The organism is Brevibacterium sanguinis (assembly GCF_003315415.1).
GTDB lineage: Bacteria > Actinomycetota > Actinomycetes > Actinomycetales > Brevibacteriaceae > Brevibacterium > Brevibacterium celere_A.
This window is the reverse complement of sequence record NZ_QNSB01000005.1, coordinates 83,415-106,316: the sequence shown is the minus strand read 5'-3', so window position 1 is coordinate 106,316 and position 22,902 is coordinate 83,415. Positions and strand designations below refer to the sequence as shown.

General features: G+C 69.0%; 25 protein-coding genes and 1 tRNA gene. 17 read left to right on the top strand and 9 right to left on the bottom strand.

All coding sequences use genetic code 11. The features are described 5' to 3' along the window. Positions 1 to 105: 105 nt before the first annotated feature. The 10 genes from DFO65_RS08600 to DFO65_RS08555 all read left to right on the top strand — a co-directional run bounded on the left by DFO65_RS08600 (position 106) and on the right by DFO65_RS08555 (position 6,937). On the top strand, positions 106 to 711 hold the full coding sequence (locus DFO65_RS08600) for a helix-turn-helix domain-containing protein (protein WP_113904016.1): 606 nt from the start codon (positions 106 to 108) through the stop codon (positions 709 to 711). Beyond that, a complete protein-coding gene (locus tag DFO65_RS08595) occupies positions 704 to 1,432 on the top strand; it encodes a B3/B4 domain-containing protein (RefSeq protein ID WP_220151285.1) in 729 nt (242 codons plus the stop codon). Before DFO65_RS08600 ends, DFO65_RS08595 begins: the two co-directional genes overlap by 8 nt. Continuing rightward, complete coding sequence (locus DFO65_RS08590) at positions 1,429 to 2,325, top strand: EamA family transporter (RefSeq protein ID WP_428844221.1); 897 nt, start codon at positions 1,429 to 1,431, stop codon at positions 2,323 to 2,325. Before DFO65_RS08595 ends, DFO65_RS08590 begins: the two co-directional genes overlap by 4 nt. 103 nt (positions 2,326 to 2,428) lie before the next feature. Then, a complete protein-coding gene (locus DFO65_RS08585; RefSeq protein WP_220151289.1) occupies positions 2,429 to 3,322 on the top strand; it encodes a dihydrodipicolinate synthase family protein in 894 nt (297 codons plus the stop codon). A 64-nt stretch (positions 3,323 to 3,386) separates the two neighbouring features. Continuing rightward, a complete protein-coding gene (locus DFO65_RS08580; protein WP_113904014.1) occupies positions 3,387 to 3,950 on the top strand; it encodes a DapH/DapD/GlmU-related protein in 564 nt (187 codons plus the stop codon). Between the two features lie 63 nt (positions 3,951 to 4,013). Further along, positions 4,014 to 4,427 (top strand): phage holin family protein, encoded by a 414-nt coding sequence (locus DFO65_RS08575; RefSeq protein WP_113904013.1) that lies wholly within the window; start codon positions 4,014 to 4,016, stop codon positions 4,425 to 4,427. 75 nt (positions 4,428 to 4,502) lie between these two features. After that, on the top strand, positions 4,503 to 4,730 hold the full coding sequence (locus DFO65_RS08570) for a hypothetical protein (RefSeq protein ID WP_113904012.1): 228 nt from the start codon (positions 4,503 to 4,505) through the stop codon (positions 4,728 to 4,730). A 166-nt stretch (positions 4,731 to 4,896) separates the two neighbouring features. Beyond that, a complete protein-coding gene (locus tag DFO65_RS08565; RefSeq protein ID WP_113904011.1) occupies positions 4,897 to 5,304 on the top strand; it encodes a GntR family transcriptional regulator in 408 nt (135 codons plus the stop codon). Then, positions 5,301 to 6,215 carry an ABC transporter ATP-binding protein gene (locus DFO65_RS08560; protein ID WP_113904010.1) on the top strand — a complete coding sequence of 305 codons (915 nt, stop codon included), beginning with the start codon at positions 5,301 to 5,303 and terminating at the stop codon, positions 6,213 to 6,215. Before DFO65_RS08565 ends, DFO65_RS08560 begins: the two co-directional genes overlap by 4 nt. Before the next feature lie 5 nt (positions 6,216 to 6,220). Continuing rightward, positions 6,221 to 6,937, top strand: coding sequence for a hypothetical protein (locus DFO65_RS08555; RefSeq protein ID WP_113904009.1), 717 nt, complete (start codon positions 6,221 to 6,223; stop codon positions 6,935 to 6,937). A gap of 37 nt (positions 6,938 to 6,974) precedes the next feature. On the opposite strand, the gene DFO65_RS08550 is transcribed toward DFO65_RS08555, so the two are convergent. Further along, positions 6,975 to 7,745 (bottom strand): alpha/beta fold hydrolase, encoded by a 771-nt coding sequence (locus DFO65_RS08550; RefSeq protein WP_113904008.1) that lies wholly within the window; start codon positions 7,743 to 7,745, stop codon positions 6,975 to 6,977. 206 nt (positions 7,746 to 7,951) lie between these two features. Then, positions 7,952 to 8,836: a universal stress protein gene (locus DFO65_RS08545; protein ID WP_113904007.1), complete on the bottom strand. Its 885-nt coding sequence runs from the start codon at positions 8,834 to 8,836 to the stop codon at positions 7,952 to 7,954. 685 nt (positions 8,837 to 9,521) lie between these two features. Here DFO65_RS08545 and DFO65_RS08540 point away from each other — a divergent pair. Continuing rightward, the gene (locus tag DFO65_RS08540) at positions 9,522 to 9,746 is read left to right on the top strand and encodes a hypothetical protein (RefSeq protein WP_113904006.1); all 225 of its coding nucleotides are present in this window, start codon (positions 9,522 to 9,524) and stop codon (positions 9,744 to 9,746) included. Between the two features lie 95 nt (positions 9,747 to 9,841). Here the strand turns inward: DFO65_RS08540 and DFO65_RS08535 are convergent, their stop codons facing one another. After that, positions 9,842 to 11,686, bottom strand: coding sequence for a flavin-containing monooxygenase (locus DFO65_RS08535; RefSeq protein WP_113904005.1), 1,845 nt, complete (start codon positions 11,684 to 11,686; stop codon positions 9,842 to 9,844). 128 nt (positions 11,687 to 11,814) lie between these two features. Between DFO65_RS08535 and DFO65_RS08530 the strand changes: the two genes are divergently transcribed. Continuing rightward, the gene (locus DFO65_RS08530) at positions 11,815 to 12,996 is read left to right on the top strand and encodes a GAF domain-containing protein (RefSeq protein WP_113904004.1); all 1,182 of its coding nucleotides are present in this window, start codon (positions 11,815 to 11,817) and stop codon (positions 12,994 to 12,996) included. A gap of 93 nt (positions 12,997 to 13,089) precedes the next feature. Then, positions 13,090 to 13,162 (top strand) — tRNA-Ala (locus DFO65_RS08525). On the opposite strand, the gene DFO65_RS08520 is transcribed toward DFO65_RS08525, so the two are convergent. Then, a complete protein-coding gene (locus tag DFO65_RS08520; protein ID WP_113904003.1) occupies positions 13,154 to 13,594 on the bottom strand; it encodes a hypothetical protein in 441 nt (146 codons plus the stop codon). The two genes, DFO65_RS08525 and DFO65_RS08520, sit on opposite strands and share 9 nt — an antisense overlap. A gap of 163 nt (positions 13,595 to 13,757) precedes the next feature. On the opposite strand from DFO65_RS08520, the gene DFO65_RS08515 reads away from it, so the two are divergent. Beyond that, positions 13,758 to 14,741: a helix-turn-helix transcriptional regulator gene (locus DFO65_RS08515; protein ID WP_113904002.1), complete on the top strand. Its 984-nt coding sequence runs from the start codon at positions 13,758 to 13,760 to the stop codon at positions 14,739 to 14,741. Positions 14,742 to 14,778: 37 nt separating this feature from the next. On the opposite strand, the gene DFO65_RS08510 is transcribed toward DFO65_RS08515, so the two are convergent. The 5 genes from DFO65_RS08510 to DFO65_RS08490 all read right to left on the bottom strand — a co-directional run bounded on the left by DFO65_RS08510 (position 14,779) and on the right by DFO65_RS08490 (position 18,571). Beyond that, entirely contained in the window at positions 14,779 to 15,378 is a 600-nt protein-coding gene (locus DFO65_RS08510) for a methylated-DNA--[protein]-cysteine S-methyltransferase (RefSeq protein WP_113904001.1), read from the bottom strand. Then, complete coding sequence (locus tag DFO65_RS08505) at positions 15,375 to 16,901, bottom strand: Ada metal-binding domain-containing protein (protein ID WP_113904000.1); 1,527 nt, start codon at positions 16,899 to 16,901, stop codon at positions 15,375 to 15,377. Before DFO65_RS08505 ends, DFO65_RS08510 begins: the two co-directional genes overlap by 4 nt. A 97-nt stretch (positions 16,902 to 16,998) precedes the next feature. Continuing rightward, positions 16,999 to 17,361, bottom strand: a complete 363-nt coding sequence (locus DFO65_RS08500; protein ID WP_113903999.1) for a fluoride efflux transporter FluC — start codon at positions 17,359 to 17,361, stop codon at positions 16,999 to 17,001. After that, positions 17,358 to 17,801, bottom strand: a complete 444-nt coding sequence (locus DFO65_RS08495) for a fluoride efflux transporter FluC (RefSeq protein ID WP_113903998.1) — start codon at positions 17,799 to 17,801, stop codon at positions 17,358 to 17,360. The genes DFO65_RS08500 and DFO65_RS08495 overlap by 4 nt, the downstream gene beginning before the upstream one ends. Beyond that, the gene (locus DFO65_RS08490; RefSeq protein WP_113904251.1) at positions 17,798 to 18,571 is read right to left on the bottom strand and encodes a YggS family pyridoxal phosphate-dependent enzyme; all 774 of its coding nucleotides are present in this window, start codon (positions 18,569 to 18,571) and stop codon (positions 17,798 to 17,800) included. Before DFO65_RS08490 ends, DFO65_RS08495 begins: the two co-directional genes overlap by 4 nt. 63 nt (positions 18,572 to 18,634) lie before the next feature. Here DFO65_RS08490 and yczE point away from each other — a divergent pair, with 63 nt between their 5' ends. From yczE to DFO65_RS08475, 3 genes are all read left to right on the top strand, one after another. Further along, entirely contained in the window at positions 18,635 to 19,312 is a 678-nt protein-coding gene (yczE, locus tag DFO65_RS08485; RefSeq protein ID WP_113903997.1) for a membrane protein YczE, read from the top strand. Positions 19,313 to 19,443: 131 nt separating this feature from the next. Next, positions 19,444 to 21,489, top strand: a complete 2,046-nt coding sequence (locus tag DFO65_RS08480; protein WP_113903996.1) for a primary-amine oxidase — start codon at positions 19,444 to 19,446, stop codon at positions 21,487 to 21,489. Next, a complete protein-coding gene (locus DFO65_RS08475; RefSeq protein WP_113903995.1) occupies positions 21,486 to 22,898 on the top strand; it encodes an aldehyde dehydrogenase family protein in 1,413 nt (470 codons plus the stop codon). Before DFO65_RS08480 ends, DFO65_RS08475 begins: the two co-directional genes overlap by 4 nt. Positions 22,899 to 22,902: the final 4 nt, after the last annotated feature.

Sequence of the window (22,902 nt, the reverse complement as noted above, 5' to 3'; positions counted from 1 at the left end):
CTCTATGAAATCACAGTCAGCAGGCAGGCGGCATCTCTCAGGTCGGCACAGCTGCTCCCCCCGAAGCGATGGTCAGTGCCAAGGTAATGCAGTATCGTGCACTATGTGGATATCGAAGCAGAGACGCTCGCGCGTGCGATCGGAGCGCGAGTGAAGCAGGAGCGAAAAGGCCGCAGCTGGACACTCGACCAGCTTGCCGCGGTCGCCGGTGTGAGCCGCCGCATGCTCGTCAATGTCGAACAGGGCTCCGTGAACCCGAGCGTGGGCACTCTGCTGCGGCTGTCGGAAGCGCTCGGCGTCAGTCTGCCCGCCCTGGTGGAACCACCGGCTCCACGGGCGGCGAAAGTCATCAGGCGCGGCGAGGGGGCGGCCCTGTGGACGGGAGACCGGGGCGGGCAGGGCGTGCTCGTCGCGTCCGCCGACACGACCGACGCCATCGAGCTGTGGGATTGGACGCTCGCCGCCGGCGAGCAGCATGTGAGCGAACCGCACAGCGACGGCACACGTGAGCTCCTGCACGTCCAGGACGGCGCGGCGACCGTGACCGTCGGCGACGACCGCTTCGACCTCCACGCCGGTGATGCGCTGTCCTTCCATGGCGATGTCGCCCACTCGTACTCGAACCCGACTCGAGACAGCACTCGATTCTCGCTCACGGTCTTCGAGCCGAGAGCGGGAGCCGCTCACAGAACGGAGCTCCCCCATGCCTGACACGATGACCACCGAAGCGTTCCTCGCCGCCGCCACAGTGGAACCGGCAGTGTTCGACCTGCGCCCGGACTATCGGGCCATGCTCCTCGTCATCGACGGCCTCACCCCGTCCCTCACCGCCGAGGTGGGCGGTCGAACCGTGGATGAGCTCATCGCGGCCGCCGAAGCCCACGCGCGAGGCCTGCTCGCCGAGTCCCCCGTGGAGGAGCTGCCCCACATCGCGGCGTGGCGTGAGGCTTACCGCGGGTTCGGGGCGAAGCCGCAGCGCACCCGCAACAGCCTCGAAGCCCTCACCCGCCGATCCGAGAAGGGTCTGCCGCGGGTGAACGCGCTCACCGATGTCTACAACGCGATCTCGGTGCTCCACCAGATTCCCTTCGGCGGTGAGGACTTCCACCGGTATCAGGGTCCGCCACGACTGATCCGCGCCACCGGCACCGAGCCGTTCGACACCACAGCGAACGGCGAGCCCACGATCGAGTATCCGGATTCCGGCGAGGTCGTCTGGTGTGATGACACCGGTGTGACCTGCCGCCGTTGGAACTGGCGCCAAGGCCGCCGAACCGGGTTGAGCGATGACACTCGGACTGCGTTCTTCATCCTCGATGCGCTCGCCCCCGCCACTGATGACGACCTCGGCGCTGCAGTCGATGCACTCACCGAGGCATTAGCCGGACTCGGTTCCGACGTCCACGTGACCAGGCGCCTGATCGGATCATGATGAACTTCCAGCGACAGGCCCCAGGGGTCCCGCCGTGGTCGATGGCCGTCGCCGCGATGCTCGCCGTCCAGCTCTCCAACGCGCTGTCCGTGCCCGTCATCGGGCAGGTCGGCGCGGCAGGCACCGCGTGGCTGCGCATGTGCTTCGGTGTCGTGTTCCTCTGGATGATCGCCCGCCCCGCGATCCGCTCCCTGCGCCGCAAGGACGTTCCCGCGCTCATCGCGCTCGGAGTGGTCACCGGGTTCATGACGACGTTCTTCCTCGCCGCGGTCGAGCGCATCCCGCTCGGCACTGCCGTCGCGATCGAGTTCCTCGGACCGCTGACCGTCGCGGGACTCATGGGCAAACACCGCAAGGCACTCATCTGGCCCCTCCTGGCGTTCGTCGGCGTGGTGCTGCTGACAGAGCCGTGGCACGGCAGCATCGACCTCGCAGGCGTCGGGTTCGCCCTCGCGGCGGGTGCGTGCTGGGGTCTGTACAACGTGCTCACCCAACATGTGGGCGATCAGTTCTCCGGCATCAGCGGCCTCTCTCTGACGATCCCGGTCGCGGCACTCGCGACGCTTCCGGCCGGTCTGCCCCAGGTCATCGGCGGCGATCTCACCTGGTGGGTGCTTCCGGCTGCGGCAGGGATCGCGCTCATCACACCGGTGATCGCGTTCGGGCTCGAGATGCTCGCCCTGCGCCGCATGACCCACACCGCGTTCGGCACCCTCCTGTCGATCGAGCCCGCGTTCGGCATCCTCATCGGACTGCTCGTCCTCGCCCAACAGCCGACACGCACGCAATTGATCGGGATCACTCTCGTCATCGTCGCAGGGGCTGCCGCTCAGCGCGGCGGCAGGCGTTCGCCCACCCCAGTCGTCATCGCACCCGAAACGGGGACCCCATGACCATCAGACCGAAATACATCTCCACGTTCATTGTCGAGACCAGGAACCTCAACCCGATCCTCGGGCTCGGACACCGACCCGAACTGGAGCAGTCATGACCGACATCTTCACCGGGCTGAGCGCGTTCCCGCTCACGCCATTGCACGACGACACCGTCGACGAGACGGCATTCGCCGGGCTCGTCGAACGGCTGGCGACGGTCGGGGTGGACTCGATCACCGCGCTCGGGTCGACTGGCTCCTACGCCTACCTCACCCCGGACGAACGTGCCCGCGTCGCCCGCCTCGCCGTCGAGCACGCGGGCGCGACCCCGGTATTCGTCGGGGTCGGGGGCCTGCGCACCTCTCAGGTACTCGCCCATGTCGACAGCGCGGAGGCGGCGGGCGCTGCCGGGGTGCTGCTGGCCCCGATGACGTATCAGCCACTCACGCACGACGATGTTTTCGAGCTGTTCCGCACCGTCACCGAGCACACCCGGCTGCCGGTGATCGTCTACGACAATCCCGGCACCACCCACTTCACCTTCACCACCGAGCTGTACGCGCGGATCGCCGAACTGCCGGGCATCGCATCGATCAAGATCCCAGGCGTCCCCACCGACCCGCACCAGGCCGCCGAGCAGGTTTCGCGGATTCGGTCCGTGATCCCGGAGCACGTCACCATCGGGGTCTCGGGAGACGCTTTCGGCGCGCCCGGCTTGATTGCCGGCTGCGACGCCTGGTACTCGGTCATCGGCGGCATCCTCCCCGAACCGGCACTGTCCATCACCCGCGCCGTCCACGAGGGCCGCCCGGACGACGCCGCCGCGGAGTCGCAGCGACTCGCCCCGCTCTGGGAGCTGTTCTCCGAGCTGGGAGGCAGCCTCCGCGTGACCGCCGCGATCGCCGAACACCTCGACCTCGCTCCGCGGAAGTGTCTGCCGCTGCCGATCCAGGGGCTCACCGAGGATCAGCGGGCACGGGTCGCCCATGTGGTGGACCGGCTCGGCCTTGGCTGAGACTGCACAGACGCCACAGGCGACGACCCCGACCACCGGAAGAGATTCACAGAAGGAGATGTCGATGAACACCGAAGAGTTCCTCACCCGGATGAATGCCGGAGAGCCGGCCCTGCCCGGCAGCCATCTCGCGCAGACGATGGACGAGCTCGCGAACGAGGCCATTGCACTGTGTATGGAGCTCAACACCCGGAACACCACCCCTGAGGAGCGGATCGAGATCATGTCGAGGATCACCGGGCGGGAGGTCCCGGCATCGTTTCGCGTCTTCCCACCGTTCACGACCGACTGCGGGAAGAACATCAGGGTGGGAGAGCGGGTGTTCGTCAACAGCGGGTGCCGGTTCCAGGACCAGGGCGGCATCACGATCGGAGATGACGCCCTGATCGGCCACAACGTCGTCATCGCCACCCTCAACCACGACCTCGATCCGGACAGTCGCGCGAGCACGGTGCCGAAGCCCGTGGTCATCGGGAGCAAGGTCTGGATCGGCGCGAACGCGACCATCCTGCCGGGCGTGACCATCGGCGATGGCGCGGTCGTCGCGGCAGGAGCGGTCGTCACCAAGGACGTCCCCGCCCGAACGATCGTCGGCGGGGTGCCGGCCAAGGCGATCAGGGTGATCTGACCGACCAGGTCTTTCCCAAACGCGACTCAGTGAGAACGCAGATCGGTCTGAGACGATGCAGAGATGAATTTCCTCTCCCGAGTCATCGTCAATGCCTGCGCCATCTGGGTTGCGGCATGGATCCTGCCAGGCGTCGCCATCGAGGGCAACCGCCTGGTCGAGGAGCAGACCGGTCCCATCCCCGCGACGATCATCTCCTACCTCGTCATCGGCCTGATCTTCGGTCTGGCGAACGCGTTCATCAAGCCGATCCTCTCGCTGCTCTCGGCTCCGATCACCTGCCTGACCCTGGGCCTGTTCTCCATCGTCATCAACGCCATCATGCTCGCGCTGACGAGCTGGCTCAGCGGATTCACCCCGTTCCGATTCACCATCGACTCGTTCTTCTTCTCCGCGATCCTCGCCGCCCTCATCGTCTCCATCGTCTCCGCCCTGCTGGGATGGCTCGTGCCGGAGAGGACATCCGAGCGCGACTGACCCACGTGGCTACTCTACAGCATGTAGACTGTAGCCAGTGTGTCCAACTGCACCCAACGATCGTCGGAGGAGAACATGTCCCATCCCGTCGCGAAGCGGCCGAAGAACTCGCCCACTGTGGCTGACGTCCTCGTCTTCGTCGTCGCGCTCGCCATCTTCCTGTTCGGGCTCTACCTGTTCGGGTGGTCGTTCTCCGCACCCGTGGGCACCGAGTTCTGGGTGTTCTGGGCAGGACTGCTCGTCTCCAGCTTCGCCTTCCTGGTGCCGATGATCTTCCAGTGGACCAAGGATCCCCGTCCCTGATCAGACCCGGCCCCTGACCGGACTCAAGCGGCCCGTTGCGAAACCTTCGCAACGGGCCGCTTCTTCCATGCCCACAGATCGTTGCCGGTGGGAGATCCTCGCTCTCCCTTGACGCGCCCCCTCTTCAATGGTTCACTAGTTGAGTAACTAACCAAGGAGGTTGGGCATGGTCGATGCCACGACGCCGCTGTTCATCAGGATCGCGGAGGACCTCGAGCATGAGATCCTGCGCGGCACCTATCCCCCGGACACCCCGGTTCCCTCGACGAACGAGCTCGCCAGGTTCATCCGGGTCAACCCCGCCACCGCCGGAAAGGGGCTCAACCTCCTCGTCGATCGCGGGGTGCTCTACAAGCGCCGCGGCATCGGGATGTTCGTCTCCCCGACCGCCCGGGACACCATCCGGTCCCGTCGCCGCACGGAGTTCGCGGCCGATTACATCGACCCTCTCCTCGCCGAGGCGCATCGCCTCGGCATCGACCTCGACACCCTCATCGAGATGCTCACGAGCAGTGCGACCGAGCACGACGGGCACGGCCGATCCGCCACCGACCTGACAAGGGAATCATCATGACCAGTGCAGCCAGCACCTCGGCGCTGACGAAGTCGTACGGCCCGACCCGCGCGTGCGACGCCGTCACCGTCGACATCCGCGACCACACGATCACCGGTCTCCTCGGTCGCAACGGCGCCGGCAAGACCACTCTCATGCAGTTGCTCACCGGGCAGCTCATGGCCACCTCCGGGACCGCGACGGTGTTCGGACAGCCGGTCTTCGAGAACCCCGACGCGCTGTCGCGGATCTGCTTCATCCAGGAGAACCAGCGCTATCCCGACGCCCTGACCGCGACCGACCTCCTGCGGGTCGCCGCCCGCATCTACCCGAACTGGGACGAGACCCTGGCACGGACCCTGGTCTCCGACTTCCGCCTGCCGCTGCGCACGGGCGTCGACAAGAAGCTCTCCCGCGGTCAGCGCTCGGCCCTGGGCATCGTCATCGGCCTCGCCTCCCGGGCCGAGCTGTCCCTGTTCGACGAGCCCTACCTCGGTCTCGACGCCGTGGCCCGGCAGCTCTTCTACGACCACCTGCTCGCGGAGTTCGCCGACCATCCTCGCGCAATGGTCGTCTCCACCCATCTCATCGACGAGGCCGCCGACCTCCTCGAGGACGTCATCGTCCTCGACCGCGGCCGGGTCCTCGTCACGGGCACCGCCGAGGAACTCGGTGCGGCCGCACTCGAGGTCACCGGCCCCGCGGATGAGGTCGAACGGCGCACCGCAGGTCTGCGCCTGCTCTCGGACCGCCGCCTCGGCGCACTGCGCCAGGTGCGGGTGATCCCGGGACCGGACACCCGCCTCGGCGACCTCGATGTCGCCCCCGTCTCCCTCCAGGACTTCATCGTCGCCCTCTCGACCGCACCTGAGCACGGCTGCGACCACACGCCGGAGTCCGCGACCGTCCTCACCGACCAGGGAATGAGCTGATCACCGTGAATCGCACCCGCGAGGCATTCGCCCTCATCACCGCCGACCGCAAGAGCATCATCGGCGTCCCGCTCGCCTTCACCGGCGCGGCGTTCCTCGTCGTCCTCGGCGTCGGCATCTGCTTCCTCCTCTTCTCCTCCGACCCGAACTACCGGTCGGGGCTGAGCGAGGGCATGAAATGGTCGGGCGCCGTCTTCACCGTGCTCGGACCTCTGTTCGCCACCGGCGCCCTGCTCATGGCCAACACGTTCGAACTGGCCCTCGGACTGAGCCTGACCCGCCGGGAGTACACCCGTGCCGCCCTGTGCTTCTACCTCGTCCAGGCCGTCATCGCGGCCGTCGTCATGACACTCGTCCGCCAGGTCGAGGTCGCGACGAACGGCTGGGGACTGTCCGTGAGGTTCTTCGACGTCGTCTACCTCGGCCAGGGACCGTGGTGGCAGTTCGCGATCCAGGCGTTCCTCGTCGTCCTCCTCGGCTCGCTGCTGCTCGCCCTCATCACCATCTGCGGTCAGCGCTGGAGGAGGACGGCCTGGTACTCCATGGGCCTCGGGCTCCTCGTCGTCGTGGCCGTCGTCGTCCTCGTCGCCGCGCTCGACTGGAACGCATTCCGCGAGTTCCTCGCCCTGCCCTGGACGGCGTGGATGGCGATCCTGGCGATCGCCGGCCTCGTCATGACCGCAGCACTGAACGCGATCACCCGGCGCTACGAGATCCGCTGAGCGCGCCTCACGGTCCGGTTCCTCATCGCTGAGCTGCTCAATCCCGTTCCCGGGAGAAGTCCATGATCGCCGAGGCGGCGGCCTCCGGACGCTCATAGTGGACCAGATGCCCCACCCCGGACAGTTCGACGAACCGCGCATCGGCCAGTCCGGCGACGAAGTCCCTGGTTACGGAGATCGGGGCGATGGCATCCCTGTCCCCCGCGATGACGAGCACCGGCATGCTCAGGTCCGCGGCCACCTCGGTGACGGTGTGGGCGACCGAGACCTCGAAGGCCTGGGCCAGGGACTGCCGGTCGCTGAAGGTGGAGAAGTGCCGGTCATGCTGATCGTGGATGTAGCGCCGCAGACCGGGGTCCCTCGTCGTCGCCATCACCTCGCTCATCAGGCGCACGATGACCGGATTCGCGAGCAGCCGCCGCCCCCACGCCTCGGGCAGCCGGGCACCGAGATCGTAGTAGAGGCGGGTGAGCGCGGTCATCACCGTCGCCGGCCCCTCGAGCGCGGGCGAGGTGATCGGATTGATGAGGATGAGCTCCGGGACCAGCTCCGGGTGAGTGCGCGCGGTGTGGGCGGTGAGGATCGATCCGAAGGAGTGTCCGGCGAGGATCGGCGGAGCCTGCCAGCGATCGGTCACCTCGGCGATGAGCGCGGCGATGTGGGCGCAGTAGCTGTCGAGGCCGAGGCCGCCCGGCAGCGGACCGCTCTCGCCGAAGCCGGGAAGGTCGGGCACGATGACCTCGCGGTCGCGCACCGCCGCACCGATGAGGTCCATCCCGTGATGATCGCCCCGGAACCCGTGGATCATGAGGACAGGACGCCTGCCGGTGTGTCGCGCGGCGGCGGGCCCCGGGTCACCGGCGGGCCCCGGGTCACCGGCGGGCCCCGGGTCACCGGCGGGCCCCGGGTCACCGGCGGGCCCGCCGTGACCCGGCCGCGGCGAATGGACCCACACCGGGCCCTGGTGGCCGTCCACCGCGAGCTCGAGGCGCCGAGGCCGTGGGATCGGCACGCTCAGACGTCGGAGGAGGACCGGCGGGGCACCACGACGACCGGCACCGGCAGGACCCGCAGGAGCCTGCGGGCGCGGGCGCCGATGACGACCTTTCCGCCGCGACCCAGCCGGGAGGATCCGATGAACGCCAGGTCTCCCGGCTTCCAGTCGACGCTCTCGGCGGCCTCTTCGATGTCGGCTCCGGCCTGGGACTTGACGACGGCGCGACCGGTCTCGAAGAGATCGGCGGCCCGTTTGGCCAGCACCGCTCCCCCGTACTCCTCCGTGAACTCCGTGATCTCGGCGACCTCGTCCTCGGCCAGACCGTCGTTCTCGATGAGGGACAGCAGCCTGAGGTCGACGTCGAGTTCGAGCGCCGCCTTCACCGCGGTCCCGATCAGCGCGGTGGCACCGGGACGGGCTCCGAAGAGAGCCGTGACCCGGGTGATCGGACCGATGTCCGACCTCCCGGACGGTGCCAGCACGACAGGCACGGGAGAGGAGTGCAGCAGCGCCGAGGCGACGGTGCCGATCCGGAACTGGCGCATCAGGGTCGCGGCGCGGGCCCCGATGACGATGGCCGCCGCGCCCTCGGCCTCGGCGACCTCCATGAGGCCCTTCGACTCGTTGGCACTGGCGTGGATGACGCCTCGAGCGCGCAGATCCTCGGGGATGAGGGCCAGCGCCTCGTCGAGCCAGTCCTCGAGCTGCTGGCCGACGATGCCGCTGCCGTCGGCGGGAATCGCGTTGGCGGCATTCAACGTCGATGACTCCGGGCGCACGATCGTGACGACGAGTTCGACGTCGATGGAGCGGGCGATCGAGATGGCCAGGGCGATGGCGTCCCGGCCGCGATCGGTGGCGATGTAGCCGACGACGAGTCGTCGAGGGGCTGCCTGTGACATGGTGTTCTCCCGTTCGAATCGCGATCCTTCGGGAATTCTACGTGCTCGTGACTATCCCCTCGAATCGCCGACGAATTCGGTGCCGGCGAATGCGGCGCCGACGATGAGTGAGGAATAAAGTTCACATTCCCCTGAACGAAACTCCCCAGGAGGACTGCAGGCGTGTTAGATTGATCACGCAATCAAGGATTCGCAGCCACAGATTGCCACCACTAAACCCTGAGCGTCGACGCCGCTCAGCAGTCATCCGCGATGAGAAGGGAGCGCAGCATGTTGACAACCTCGATGCACACAGTCGGTTGCCACTCGACCGCTGCCGACTCGATCGGCGGACGAGGACTCGCCGGCTGATCCCTCAGCCGCATCTGACGTCTGCCTCACCGGACGCTGTCGTCCACCGGATCCCCGCACAGTTCTCCATCGCCCCTGACCTCGTCATCTCCCTGCCCGCAGCGGAGTCGACCATCACGGAGCGGTCCCTGAACCGGAATCCGGCACGCACGGTTGGCGTTCCCGGCGACTCATCGCACAGCTGATCCTCGTCAATTCCGGCAGGGATTTCCCCGGATCGATTCCGGCAGGTTTCTCGCCGGGGATTCCGAGCGACCAGCGACTCTATCCGCAGGCGATTCATCCCGCCGTTCACCCGGCGATCTCTCCTGCCCAGAATGTCAAAGGAAGAGCTTTGTCCACTGCATTCCCATTCACCTTTCCGCGCCGGATCGCGCTGAGCACCGGCCTGAGACTCATCGAGTGGGCCAGACGTCCGGACGCCTCGGCGACCGCGTCGGTCACCGCTCATCACCGCCGTGCCCTCGAGGTCGAACGCCTCGCCCTCGAGGAGGCCCTCATCGACCACCGGCAGCGCCATGTCGACCGCTACCTCTCCGAGGTCCGGCAGGTGCTGTGACGAGGTCGCGACGGACTCCCGTCCTCGACGCGGTGGCGGCTCCGCCGGCGTTCCCGCCGGTGGAGCCGCCACCGCCCGTCTGTGAGCCTCCCTTCTCAGCTGAGGTGATGGACGTCCTGGAGGCGGTACACCGGGGTGTCGATGCCCTCCCAGCGCGCCTTGAGCTGGAGCGCGAGATAGAGGGAGTAGTGGCGCGACTGGTGGAGGTTGCCGCCGTGGAACCACAGGTTCGGCTGCTGGGTGGGCTTCCACATGTTCCGCTGCTCCCCCTCCCATGGCCCCGGATCCTTCGTCGTGTCCGAACCGAGTCCCCAGCACTTGCCGACCGTGTCGGCGACCTCCTGACTGATGAGATCGGCGGCCCACCCGTTCATCGATCCGTATCCGGTGGCGTAGACGATGAGGTCGGCCTCGAGCTCGGTGCCGTCGGCGAGGACGACGGAGTCCTCGGTGAGGTGATCGACCTGTCCCTTCGCGAGCCCGACCTGTCCGTCGGCGACGAGCTCGGCGGCCCCGACATCGATGTAATAGCCCGATCCCCGGCGCAGGTACTTGAGGAAGAGACCCGAGCCGTCGTCGCCGAAGTCGAGGTCGAATCCGGCCGCCTCCAACCGGTCGTAGAATTCCTTGTCGCGGTCCCTGATCTTCTCGTAGAGGGGGATCTGGAACTCGTGCATAATGCGGTAGGGCAGGGACGCGAAGATGAGATCGGCCTTCTCCGTCGTCACCCCCGATTCGACGGCCCGCTCGGAGTAGAGGTCGCCCAGACCGATCTCCATGAGCGAATCGCTCTTGACGATGTGGGTGCTCGACCGCTGGACCATCGTCACCTCGGCACCGTGCTCATGAAGGGCTCCGCAGATGTCGAAGGCCGAGTTGTTGCTTCCGATGACGACGACCTTCTTCCCTGCATAGTCATCGGGGCCTGGATGCTGAGAGGAATGCTGCTGCTCTCCGCGGAAAACGTCCTGCCCGGGGAACGAGGGCACATTCGGCTTGCCGGACATACCTGTCGCCAGCACGAGCTGGGTCGGGTGCAGGGTGATCCGCTCACCCTTCCGGTCGAGGTCGACGTCCCAGCGTCCGCTCTCCTCGTCGAACCGCGCGCTGAGCGCCGTCGTCGCCGACCAGTAGGGCACCTCCATGATCGTCGTGTAGGCCTCGAGCCAGTCGGCGATCTTGTCCTTGGGCGCGAAGACCGGCCAGTTGTCGGGGAACTTGAGATAGGGCAGATGGTCGTACCAGACGGGGTCGTGGAGGCACAGCGACTTGTAGCGCGAGCGCCATTGGTCGCCCGGACGGTTCCACCGGTCGACGACGAGAGCGGGAACCCCGAGCTGGCGCAGCCGTGCCCCCAACGCGATCCCGCCCTGGCCGCCTCCGATGACGAGCGTGTAGGGCTGAGCCTGGAGCCCCCAGGCGGCGTCCTCCTCCGCGCGCTTCTCCGACCACGTCTTCCGGTGCGGATCGACGCCGTGCTCGGCGCCTGCCGGTCGACGTCGTCCTCGGGGCTCCTCGTGCCCGGTGAGCTCCTGGAGCGAGGTGAGGAAGGTCCAGGCCCGCGGCCGGTCCTCGTCGATGAGCCGCACCAGGCCCTTGCCAGTGCCCACTGCTGTCCGGAAGGTGAACCAGGCCGTCGTCGTCCCGTCGACGGCCTCCGCCGGCTCGCTGAGCTCGAAGCCGGACGGACCGACGCGCTCCAGGGTGTTCTCGAGCAGATCGCGGACACCGTCACGGTTCTCCACGGTGGTGAGGTTCCACGAGAAGGACACCAGGTCCCGCCAGAAGCTCGTCGTGGCGAACAGATCGACGGCGGCTTCGATGTGCCGGGCCGTCAGCGCCGACTCGAGCGCGGCGAGCCATCCGCGGGCGATGGCGTCGGGGTCATCCCCCGCCTGAAGGTGCAGTTCTGTCTCGGTCCGTTCCTGTGTAGCAGTCATGTCACTCCTCGTCGTTGAGCTGTGTGACTGACATGCTATGAATCGCCCACCGCACCGGACAGGGTTGCACCGGGTTGCATCGTGGTCTGCCTCACATGTCGTGTGGGCACCGCCTGTACCCTGGTGGCATGCCCGTCAGAGATCTGGCCGCGCTGGCGAGGACGCTCGAGCGCATCCACGGTGCGGTGGTGTCAGGACAGCCACCGCCGAGCGGACCGCGCTCGCTCGTCGCCCGCTCATGGGAGCGGATGATCGCTCTCGGCATCGATCCCGACGGCCGCAATGCCCGGGTGATCTCCGATCCCGGCGAGGTGGAGTCGAGACGACGGTCGACGAGGCTGAGGTTCGTCGTCGACGAGCTCGTCCAGACCCTGCTGCGGCTGCCCGACGCCGCGGACCTCATCCTCGTCATCGCCGATGCCGACGGTGTGATCCTGTGGCGCGACGGTGCCGTGGGCGCTCGCCGGAGGGCCGACGGGCTCGGCTTCGTCGAGGGCGCCCACTGGACGGAGTCGATCGTCGGCACGAATGCGATCGGCACCGCTCTGGCCGAGGAGGCACCCGTGCAGCTGTTCTCCGCGGAGCACTTCGAGACCTCCCAGCATCCCTGGTTCTGCAGTGCGGTGCCCGTCCACGACCCCGGTGACGGCTCGCTGCTCGGCATCGTCGACATCAGCGGGCCGGCATTCACTCTGCAGCCGACCATGCAGGCCCTGGTGACGACAGCGGTCCGCCTCGCCGAGGCGCGTCTGCAGATCCACCGCCAGACCGCCCTGATGCGGCTGCGGGACCGGTACGCGACCCTGCTGGCGGGAACGACCGGTCCGATCGTGATCGTCGACGACGACGGCTGGGTGGCGTTGGCTCAGGGGATCCTCGTCAAGGATCGCATCGAAGCCCCGGATCCCGGTCGAGCGGTCCATCTGCCCGGTGCCGGCCCCTGCCTGCCCGAACGGATCGACGGTGGCTGGATCCTCCGGCCGGGCGGGTCCGCACGGCTCAGGGTCAGGGTGAGCGCCGGGTCCACCTCGGTGCAGATCGAGTCCGACAACGGCGTTCTCCGGGTTCCGCTCACCCAGCGGCGTCGGCAGATCGTCGAGGAGATCACCAGGGCAGGCCGCCGGGGAACGACCGCGAAGGAGCTCAGCCGACGGCTCTACGGCGACGACGAGCACGTGGTCACGGTCCGCGCCGAGGTCTCCCGGCTGCGGCGCAGCCTTGGCGCGCTCCTGACGACGCAGCCCTACCGCTGGTCGGACGAGATCGACATCCTCGACGAACGAGCGACCGATCGGGTGCCACCGGCATGACGACGCGACGCCGACGCGCCGATGGTGTGTCGAGCGTCACTCTCCGACGATTTGGCGCCGGACGCGCTTCTGAGTAATATTGATCAGGCAAGCGGGGGTATGGCGCAGTTGGTAGCGCGTCTCCATGGCATGGAGAAGGTCAGGGGTTCGAATCCCCTTACCTCCACCGCGAGAAGGCCGGATTCCACTCAGTGGATTCCGGCCTTCGTCGTTCCCGTCCTCGGGACAGGCCACCCCGTTCCCGAGGCGAGTCGAGCAGGACGATGCCGATCACGGCGAGAGCGCCGAGCACCGCATCGGGCAGCCACGTGCCGAGTGCCGCGAGGTGCCAGACGAAGAACAGCGGCAGCGCCCACAGGGCAAGGCGCGAGACCGTCGAGTGGGGCGCGGTCCAGGTCGCGGCCAGCCCGAGCACCGAGGCGAGGACGCCGAACGAGCCGATGAGCACGACGGCCGCGGGTGCGAAGGGGTCGGGGGCGAATGCGGTCGAGACCGCGATGAGGCCGCAGAGTGCGAACTCGATGGTGAGGATCGTCTGGGCGCAGCGGGTGCGGATCCGCCGGGTCCGGGTGGCTGCGGTGGCGGTCGAGGTGTTCATGTCGTCGTCCGTTCGTGAGTCGATGCGGGGATGGTGCCTGCGAATCTATGCCCGCCACCGGCGCCGCCGGCACTGTGGGCGACCGCAATTCGGGGTGGGGAGGACCGCACACCGCCGTCGATCGGCCATTGCCGCCCGCTCGGCCGCTGGAGATAATCGGGAGATGACGACACGGGTCGATCTGCCGCCTCTCCTGGCAGGCGCAGTCTCCGGCGCGGCGCTGGTCATCGCCGGTGCCGCGATCCCCGGCGTGGAATCGGCACTGCTCGTCCCGGCGCTGTTCGTCCTGGCCGGCGTCCTCGGGCCGCTGTGGCAGGCGGCGGCTCTCACCTGCCGACTGCTCGTGGCGATCGGCGCGGCCCACTCGATCGCCTTCGCCGCCGCCTCCGCGGCCCGCATCGGTCCGGACGGGGCGGCGTGGTGGCACCTGCTCGCCCAGCTGCTCTTCGTCTCCGGTTTCGCCCTTCTCGTCGTCCTGGCCTCCGCCTATCCCGCAGGGCCCGTCCCCGGACCGGCGTGGTGGGCCTTTTCCGCGCTGGTCCTCCCCCTGCTCGCCGCGGTCTCGGGTCCCACCCCGGCAGTGCTCGGCGAGGGACGGCTCGGCCCGATAACCGCTCTCCTCCCGAGTGCCGTCGCCGATGCGGCCGTCCTCGTCTTCGCGCTTCCGCCGGCCGCGGCCGTCATCGCCGTGACGAGGTTCGTCCGCGACGGTCGCGATGTCCGCGGTCGCCTCACCCTGCCGCTGGCGGCAGTGCTCCTCGTCGGGGTGCTCCTGACGATCGGGGCCCTGGTCCCCGGCGGATTCTCCACTGCGGCGTTCCTGCTGGCGGCGCCGCTGCTGCCCGTGGCGCTCGTCGCGGGGAGTCGGACTTCCGCCCCTGCCGGCGGTGCCGGCCTGCCCGATTCCGTCGCCGCGGCGCGTCTCGCCGCCCTCACCCCGCGTGAGCGCGAGGTGCTGGCACTCATGGCCGAGGGGCGTGGGAACGTCGAGATCGGTCGGGCGCTGCACATCTCCCTGTCGGCGGTCGAGAAGCATTCCACCGCGATCTTCTCCAAGCTCGGCGTCAGCGGGCAGCCCGGGAGGCACCGGAGAGTCGCCGCCGTCGTCACCTATCTCCGCGGGACACCTCCGGATCGGGTCGGGTGACGGCGGCGGGATGACCCCGAGCGACGAGAGTGCTCGGTCAGCACAGCGGCCGACGTCCGGCCTCGAGGTCGAGCAGGAGGTGCTTGGTGTGCGCACCCCAGGCGTATCCGGTCATCGTGCCGTTGGCGCCGATGACCCGGTGGCAGGGGACGATGATGGTGATCGGGTTCCTCCCGTTGGCGGCTCCGACTGCTCGCGCAGCGGTGGGGCGCCCCAGCCAGCCCGCGAGCTCCCCATAGCCGGCGGTGGATCCGTACGGGATCGTCGTCAGCGCCCGCCAGACCTGACGTTGGAACTCCGTGCCCGTCGGCGCGAGCGGCAGGTCGAACTCCCGCCGCGCACCGGTGAAGTACTCCCCCAGCTGCACCGCCGCCACCTCGAACACGTCGAGCGCGTCGTCCTCCCGTGCGTGGGCGGCGGTCCTCTTCTCCACCCGGGCGATCGTCTCGTCGAAATCGCCGAGGTACATCCCGGTGAGGCTGTGGCCGTCGGAGGTGAGCAGCAGCTCGCCCAACGGTGAGCCGATGACGGTGGTCAGCAGTGCTCCGGGCCGCGGTTCGGCGAACCTCACCGGCGCCTTCGGCTCCCGCCCGGTGCCGTCGTGGGGCAGGGCCGCGTCTGCGTGTGTCGTGGTCATCGCCGTTCCTCTCGTGTGCTCGACATGGGTCGAGCGTGCTGTGCCCACAGCAGATGCGTGACATAGGAGCGCCACGGACTGCAGGCGTCGATCATGTCATCGATGGGAGCGCCGGGCACAGTGCCCTGCGCTCCTGCCTCCCAGTGCCGGCGGTCGAGGGCCCTTCTCACCCCGAGGTCCGAACCCAGGAAGACGTCGGGATCGCCGAGCGCCCGCATCCGGATGTATCCCACGGTCCATGGTCCGATCCCCGGCAGCGCCGTCAGTGCCCGGTCGGCCTCCTCCCGGTCGCAGCCGGGCCCGAGGTCGACCGTGCCGTCGGCCAGCGCCGAGGCGAGCCCGCGGATGGTCGTGATCCTGCGCCGCGGCAGCGCCCAGTCCTCGTCGGGAACGGCGGCGATCGCCTCGGCGGTGGGGAAGAGCCGGTGCACTCCGCCCGTGCGCAGCTGCTCGGGCAGCTCCTCTCCGGTGCGCGCGACGAGGCGCGTGAGGTGGGTGCGCGCGGCCGTGACCGAGATCTGCTGACCGATCACGGTCCTGATCGCCAGCTCGACGGGATCACCGTGACCCGGCGAGCGGATGCCGGGTGCGGTCGCGGCGAGGGCGGACAGTCCCGCCGCCTGCAGGGTGGAGGCGACAGCCGCGGGGTCGGCGTCGAGGTCGAGGATACGCCGCGCTCTCGCGACCGCGCTCGAGAGGTCCCTGGTGTCGCTGAGCCGCAGCCCGCAGTCGATCCAGTCGCCCGCGCCGGGTCGCAAGGACACGACGGCCGGGCCGTGGGCCAATCGCAGGGACCGGGTGCAGTGGCGGGGGCCGGCCTCCTCGATCCCGTCGATCGCGCGGGACTCGAGGTAGCCGAAGAGCCTCTCGACATCGAGGGGCGGACGGTAGGCCAGGCGGACGACGAGTTCGCCGGCTCTCGTGCACGCCGATCGGTCCGCCGTCGGCCCGGTGCGGCGGCTCGACGTCGCCGCTCGGCGGAGGTCGCCGGGAGTCGCGGCGTAGATCTCGCGCACCGTGTCGTTGAACTGCCGAATGCTCGAGAATCCGGCGGCGAACGCGATCTCGCTCATCGTCAGTGACGTCGATTCGATGAGGGTCCTGGCCGTCCGCGCCCGTTCGTGGCGGGAGATCGCCAACGGCCCGGCCCCGAGTTCGGCGTGCATGACCCGTCCCAGCTGCCGGGTGCTGTACCCCAGCGCCGAGGCGAGGCCCGCGACTCCTTCCCGATCGACGAGTCCGTCGCGGATCAGGCGCATCGCCCGGCCGGTGACGTCGGCGCGGACGTCCCATTCCGGGGAGCCGGGGCTGGCATCGGGTCGACAGCGCTTGCAGGCGCGGAAGCCGGCATCGGCCGCAGCGGCTGCCGTGAGGTAGAAGTCGACGTTGTGCCGCAGCGGGGTGCGTGCCGGGCACGAGGGACGGCAGAAGATCCCGGTCGAGCGGACGGCGGTGAAGAACATCCCGTCGAACCGCCGGTCGCGCGACGCCACGGCGTGATAGCACTGGTCGGATGAGAGCATGACTCCATTCTGCTCCGCGCACGCCGCCCCGGCTAGCGGTTTTCGGACATGACAGTCCGGCCTCGGCGGACCGGGGCGCGCGCCGTCCGCCACGCTGTCACAGCGCCTGGCCGAGGAGGATCCCGGCGATCGCGGCGAGGACGATGATCGCCAGTCCCCCGAGGCCGTACACCGCCGCCTGCCCGGGGCGGCGGGCCAGGAGGAGCCGGACGACGTCGACCGAGGCGGTGCTCAGCGTCGTGTAGCCGCCGAGCAGACCGGTGCCGAGGATCCGCACCCACAGGGGATCGAGATGCGTCGTCGAGAGCAGGATGCCGAGTGCGAAGCTGCCGGTGAGGTTGATGACGAACGTCGCCCACGGGAACGTCGACGACAGTCGCGATCGGATCGCCTCGTCGAGGAGGAACCGCACGGCAGCCCCGAGGCCGCCGGCCAGGCTGAGGGCCAGGAGGACGCTCATGGGGCGCCGCCCTCGGGTCCCGATCGCCTGCCTCGGCGGTCGTGGGCTGCGCCGTCGGGCACGAGCATCGTGCCGATGAGGGCGGCGGCGACCCCCGCGAGGACGGTGAGGAGTGCGTACACGACGCCCGGGACCGGCGCTCCCCCGGCGAGGACGGTCCCGGCGAGGACGGCGAACGAACTGTACGAGGTGAAGCCGCCGATGAGACCGGTGCCCGCGAAGAGTCGGAACTGGCAGCGTGCCTCGCTGTCCTCGACGGCGGGGCCGAGGGCGCGGATGAGGATGCCGAGCGCCAGTGAGCCGATGACGTTGCAGGCGAGCAGTGTCGTGGCCGAGAGCCTTCCTCCGGTGAGGGCGACGTCGATTCCGGCCCGGAGGAAGGTGCCGATGGCTCCGCCGAGGAAGACGATGAGCGCATTGCGCATTCGGTCGGCGATCACTCGGGCCAGTAGTGGCTGTCGGGCACGGCTCGTCGCCCGAAGATCGCCTGACCCACGCGGACGCAGTTCGCCCCCTCCTCGATCGCGATCTCGAAGTCGCCCGACATCCCCATGGACAGCAGCCCGCCCCCGATGAGTGCGGGATCGGTCTCGAGCGCCCGGTCGCGCAGGGTCCGCAGGAGCTCGAAGCAGGTGCGGACCCGCTCGGTGTCGGAGGAGAAGACCGCCAGGGTCATCAGTCCCTTGACTCGCAGGGTCTCGAACTGCGGCAGCCGGGAGAGGAACCCGGGCAGCTCCTCGGGCGGCATCCCGAACTTCGAGTCCTCCGCCGAGGTGTTGACCTGCACATACACGTCGAGGCTGCGTCCGGCTGCCTCAAGCCTGCGGTCGAGGGCGGCGGCGACCTTGATCCGGTCGAGGGCCTGGAACTCGGACGCGAACCTCACGACGTCCTTGGCCTTGTTCGACTGCAGATGCCCGATGACCGCCCAGTCGAGGGCGAGGTCAGCCATCTCCTCGGACTTGCGGAACGCCTCCTGGACCTTGTTCTCCCCGAACTTCCGGCACCCGGCAGCGACCGCGAGCCTGATCCGCTCCTGCTCGACGGTCTTGCTCACCGGCAGCAGCTCGACCTCGGAGGCGTCGCGGCCCGCCCGCTGAGCCGCCGCCGCGATCCGCCGGCTCACCTCGGCGAGGTTGGCCCTGAACTCCTCGACGCTGCGGGCGGTGTGGAAGTCGGAATCGTGGTGAAGACCGTCGTCACTGCTCATGAGATCATGGTACTCATCCGGCGCGCCCGCCCCGACTCCCCCGATCACCGCAGAAGGTCTCCCATGCCCTCCTCCCCGACCCCGGCTCAGCCGCCTCGCCGCGAGCTCGCCAACGTCAGCGCGCTCGCGCAGCTGCGCGGGGGCCGCCTCCCCCGGCGGCTCGTCCAGCTGCTCGTCGGCCTGTACCTCTACGGGGCGTCGATGGCGATGATCGTCAACTCCGGCCTCGGGATGATCCCCTGGGACGTCCTCCACTCGGGGATCCTGCGGCATGTGCCGCTGACGTTCGGCACCATCATCACGATCACCGCGCTCGTCGTGCTGTTCCTGTGGATCCCGCTGAAGCAGCAGCCGGGACTCGGCACGATCCTCAACGCCGTGCTCATCGGCCCCGCCCTCGACCTCACTCTCCTGTTCCTCCCCCGACCCGAGGAGCTGGGGTGGGCCATCGTCCTCCTCCTCGGCGGGATCGTCCTCAACGGCGTCGCCTCGGCGATGTACATCGGCTCGCAGTTCGGACCCGGACCCCGCGACGGGCTGATGACCGGCCTCTCACGGGTCACCGGCAGGTCGATCCGCCTCGTGCGCACGCTCATCGAGATCGGCGTCGTCGCTGTCGGCTGGCTCCTCGGTGGGGTGGTGGGCATCGGCACCGCCCTCTACGCGGTGACCATCGGACCCGTCACCGGAGCCCTGCTGCCTGCCTTCACCGTCGAGCTGCGCACCCGCGAGGCCGATTGATCCGCGGCCGGCCGGGGAGGGCCGTGCGCCGGTCGTCATGGACCGTGCACGCGCAGACAAAGGCGGTGCGCGGCCGCTGACCCTATGCTGGGGTCAGGCACTGACACCGCAACGCATCAAGGACGTGTTCGATGACGCACAATCCGGACTCCACCCACACCCACGGCAAACGGGTGACCACTCCCCTCCAGGCCGCTCATCCCCTCGACCCCCTCACCGCGGACGAGATCGCGCGGGCTCGACAGGTGCTCGTCGACGCCGGCCGCTTCCACGACGACACCCGCGTGCCCCGGATGCTCGCCGTCGACCCGCCCAAAGACGCCCTGGCCCGCTGGAGGCCCGGCGACCCGCTGGACCGGCGGATCAAGGTGACCCTGCTCGAGAGGTCGAGCGGGCACGCCGCCGAGGCGATCGTGTCCCTCGACCGCCAGGCGGTCGAGTCCTATGAGGTGCTGACGAACACCGAGGACCCCTACGGTCAGCCCCAGTACCTGTTCGAGGAGTACGCCGACGCCGAGGCGATCGTCAAGGCCTCGCCCGAATGGCAGGCGGCGATGCGGCGCCGCGGCCTCGCCGAGCACATGGAGCTGGCATTCTGCTCGCCGCTCGCGCCGGGGTTCTTCGGCCGCGAGGACGAAGTGGGCAGGCGCCTCGTCCGCTCCCACACGTACCTGCGGTTCCACCCCGGCGACAACCCCTGGGCCCATCCCATCGAGGGCCTCGTCGTCCACGTCGACCTCACCTCCCGGGAGGTCGTGCGGATCGACGACGAGGGTGAGATCCCCGTGCCCGAGGAGTCCGGGGACTACACGCTGCGCACCCGCGGTCCGGCCCGGACGAGTCTCAAGCCGATCGAGATCACCCAGCCCGAGGGACCGAGCTTCTCCGTCGACGGCAGCCGGGTGCAGTGGGAGAACTGGACGTTCCGAGTCGGATTCACCCAGCAGGAGGGCCTCGTCCTCAACCAGATCACCTTCGCCGACGGCGGCGAGGACCGGTCCGTCGCCCACCGCGCCAGCGTGCCCGAGATGGTCGTGCCCTACGGTGACACCTCGACGAGCCGGTACTGGATCAGCTACTTCGACGCCGGCGAATACCTCCTGGGCAAGAACGCGAACTCCCTGTCACTGGGCTGCGACTGCCTCGGCGTCATCCACTACTTCGACGCCTTCGTCCCCGACGACCACGGCCACCCGGTGAAGATCCCGCAGGCGGTGTGCATGCACGAAGAGGACTACGGCATCCTCTACAAGCACACCGACCTCGACGCCGGACCCGAGACCCGACGCAGCCGCCGACTCGTCATCAGCTACTTCTCCACCGTCGGCAACTACGACTACGGGTTCTTCTGGTACTTCTACCTCGACGGCTCGATCCAGGTCGAGGCGAAGGCCACCGGCATCGTCTTCGCCGGCGCCGGCATCCCCGGCAGCACCGACCCCCATCGCACGGAGATCGCCCCCGGGATCTTCACCCCCGTCCACCAGCACCTGTTCTGCGCCCGCATCGACGTCGACATCGACGGGCCGGACAACACACTCCACGAGATCGAGACCGCAGGCGTCCCGATGGGGCCCGACAACCCCTATGGCAATGCGTTCACCTGGACGGACACTCAGCTGAGGAGCGAGAGCGAGGCCAGGCGCCTGGCCAACGGCGCCACCAACCGGGTATGGGAGGTCCGCTCCGGCCACCGGAGGAACCACGTCGGCAGGCCCACCGCCTACTGGCTCATCCCCGAGGGTCGGGGCGTGCTCGCCGCCCAGCCCGAGTCGACGGTCCACGGCCGCGCGACCTTCGCCACCCACCACCTGTGGGGGACCCGGTACGCTCCCGACGAGCTCTACCCGGCCGGCGACTACCCCAATGCGCACGCCCCGGGGGCAGGACTGCCGGACTGGACGAGCCGGGATCGCAGCCTCGACGGTGAGGACCTCGTCCTCTGGCACGTCTTCGGCCCCACCCACATCCCCCGGACCGAGGACTGGCCGATCATGCCCGTCGACTACTCCGGCTTCTGGTTCAAACCGCACGGATTCCTCGACCGCAACCCCGCCATGGACCTGCCCGCCGACCCCGACGACGGAGGCCGGCACTCCGCTGCCGCCGAGGCGGGCCCGCCCACCGGTTCCTGCTGCTCCACGCCATCGACCGACACCCCAGAGGAGAACCGATGAACACCTATGACAGCCTGCTCGCCGCCGTGACCTCGACCGACCCCGACGCCCGCGAAGTCCGCGACCCGGCGACGGGCGAGCTCATCGGCCACGCCCCCGTCCAGGGGCTCGACGACCTCGAATCCGCGCTCGACGCCGCGAGTGCCGCACAGCGACGATGGGCGGCCCTCGACGACGCCGAGCGCACCATCTACCTCCACCGCGCCGCCGACGCGATCGACGCCGCCGCCGAGCCGCTGGCCCAGCTGCTCTCCCGCGAGCAGGGCAAGCCCCTCAACGGACCCAACGCCCGCTTCGAGGTCGGCGCCTGCTCGGTGTGGACGCAGGCGGCCGCGGACACCCAGCTGCCCGGCGGGGTCATCCTCGACGACGAATCCGGACATGCCGAACTGGTCTACCGACCGCTCGGCGTGGTCGGGGCGATCTCGCCCTGGAACTGGCCGATGATGATCTCGATCTGGCAGATCGCGCCCTCACTGCGCATGGGCAACACCGTCGTCATCAAGCCCGCGGAGTCGACGACCCTGTCCGTCATGGCACTCGTCGCCGTGCTCAACCAGGTGCTGCCCGCCGGGGTGCTCACCGTCGTCCCCGGCAAGGGCTCGGTCGTGGGCGCGGCCCTGACCCAGAGCGCCAAGGTCGCGAAGGTGATGTTCACGGGATCGACGCCCGTGGGCAAGCAGATCATCGCCGCCAGCGCCGACAACGTCACCCGGCTCACCCTCGAGCTCGGCGGCAACGACGCAGGCGTGGTCCTTCCCGATGTCGATCCCGCGGCGATCGCCGAGGGACTGTTCTGGGGCGCGTTCATCAACACCGGCCAGACGTGCGCGGCCCTCAAGCGCCTCTACGTCCACGACTCCGTCTATGACGAGGTGGTCACCGCCCTCAGCGATTTCGCGCGGACCGTCCCCATGGGCGTCGGCCTCGACGAGGACAACCTGCTCGGTCCCCTGCAGAACCGGGCGCAGTACGACATCGTCGACCGCCTCGTCGAGGCGGCGAAGTCCTCGGGCGCCCGGGTGGTCCTCGGCGGCGACCCCGATCCGCAGTCCCCCGGGCACTTCTACCCGACGACGCTCATCGCCGACATCGACCCGCACGCGGAACTCGTCGTCGAGGAGCAGTTCGGCCCCGCGCTGCCGATCATCCGCTACTCGGACATCGACGAGGCGGTCGCCCTGGCCAACGAGCTCGAGGTCGGCCTCGGAGCCTCGGTGTGGTCGAACGACCGCGAGGAGGCCAAGCGGGTCGCGGCCCGGCTCGAAGCGGGGACCGTGTGGATCAACTCCCACGGCGGACTCCACCCGATGGTGCCCTTCGGCGGGATGAAGCAGTCCGGCTACGGCCGCGAGTTCGGCGTCGAAGGGCTCAAGGCCGTCGCCGAGCCGCAGGTGATCAGCGGCTGAGCCG

Excerpts from the sequence above, each read along its gene's own strand:
- DFO65_RS08595 (WP_220151285.1), top strand. The coding sequence starts at position 704 with ATGCCTGACACGATGACCACCGAAGCGTTCCTCGCCGCCGCCACAGTG.
- DFO65_RS08590 (WP_428844221.1), top strand. The coding sequence starts at position 1,429 with ATGATGAACTTCCAGCGACAGGCCCCAGGGGTCCCGCCGTGGTCGATG.
- DFO65_RS08580 (WP_113904014.1), top strand. The coding sequence starts at position 3,387 with ATGAACACCGAAGAGTTCCTCACCCGGATGAATGCCGGAGAGCCGGCC.
- DFO65_RS08575 (WP_113904013.1), top strand. The coding sequence starts at position 4,014 with ATGAATTTCCTCTCCCGAGTCATCGTCAATGCCTGCGCCATCTGGGTT.
- DFO65_RS08570 (WP_113904012.1), top strand. The coding sequence starts at position 4,503 with ATGTCCCATCCCGTCGCGAAGCGGCCGAAGAACTCGCCCACTGTGGCT.
- DFO65_RS08565 (WP_113904011.1), top strand. The coding sequence starts at position 4,897 with ATGGTCGATGCCACGACGCCGCTGTTCATCAGGATCGCGGAGGACCTC.
- DFO65_RS08560 (WP_113904010.1), top strand. The coding sequence starts at position 5,301 with ATGACCAGTGCAGCCAGCACCTCGGCGCTGACGAAGTCGTACGGCCCG.
- DFO65_RS08550 (WP_113904008.1), bottom strand. The coding sequence starts at position 7,745 with ATGATCCACGGGTTCCGGGGCGATCATCACGGGATGGACCTCATCGGT.
- DFO65_RS08545 (WP_113904007.1), bottom strand. The coding sequence starts at position 8,836 with ATGTCACAGGCAGCCCCTCGACGACTCGTCGTCGGCTACATCGCCACC.
- DFO65_RS08535 (WP_113904005.1), bottom strand. The coding sequence starts at position 11,686 with ATGACTGCTACACAGGAACGGACCGAGACAGAACTGCACCTTCAGGCG.
- DFO65_RS08530 (WP_113904004.1), top strand. The coding sequence starts at position 11,815 with ATGCCCGTCAGAGATCTGGCCGCGCTGGCGAGGACGCTCGAGCGCATC.
- DFO65_RS08520 (WP_113904003.1), bottom strand. The coding sequence starts at position 13,594 with ATGAACACCTCGACCGCCACCGCAGCCACCCGGACCCGGCGGATCCGC.
- DFO65_RS08515 (WP_113904002.1), top strand. The coding sequence starts at position 13,758 with ATGACGACACGGGTCGATCTGCCGCCTCTCCTGGCAGGCGCAGTCTCC.
- DFO65_RS08510 (WP_113904001.1), bottom strand. The coding sequence starts at position 15,378 with ATGACCACGACACACGCAGACGCGGCCCTGCCCCACGACGGCACCGGG.
- DFO65_RS08505 (WP_113904000.1), bottom strand. The coding sequence starts at position 16,901 with ATGCTCTCATCCGACCAGTGCTATCACGCCGTGGCGTCGCGCGACCGG.
- DFO65_RS08500 (WP_113903999.1), bottom strand. The coding sequence starts at position 17,361 with ATGAGCGTCCTCCTGGCCCTCAGCCTGGCCGGCGGCCTCGGGGCTGCC.
- DFO65_RS08490 (WP_113904251.1), bottom strand. The coding sequence starts at position 18,571 with ATGAGCAGTGACGACGGTCTTCACCACGATTCCGACTTCCACACCGCC.
- yczE (WP_113903997.1), top strand. The coding sequence starts at position 18,635 with ATGCCCTCCTCCCCGACCCCGGCTCAGCCGCCTCGCCGCGAGCTCGCC.
- DFO65_RS08480 (WP_113903996.1), top strand. The coding sequence starts at position 19,444 with ATGACGCACAATCCGGACTCCACCCACACCCACGGCAAACGGGTGACC.
- DFO65_RS08475 (WP_113903995.1), top strand. The coding sequence starts at position 21,486 with ATGAACACCTATGACAGCCTGCTCGCCGCCGTGACCTCGACCGACCCC.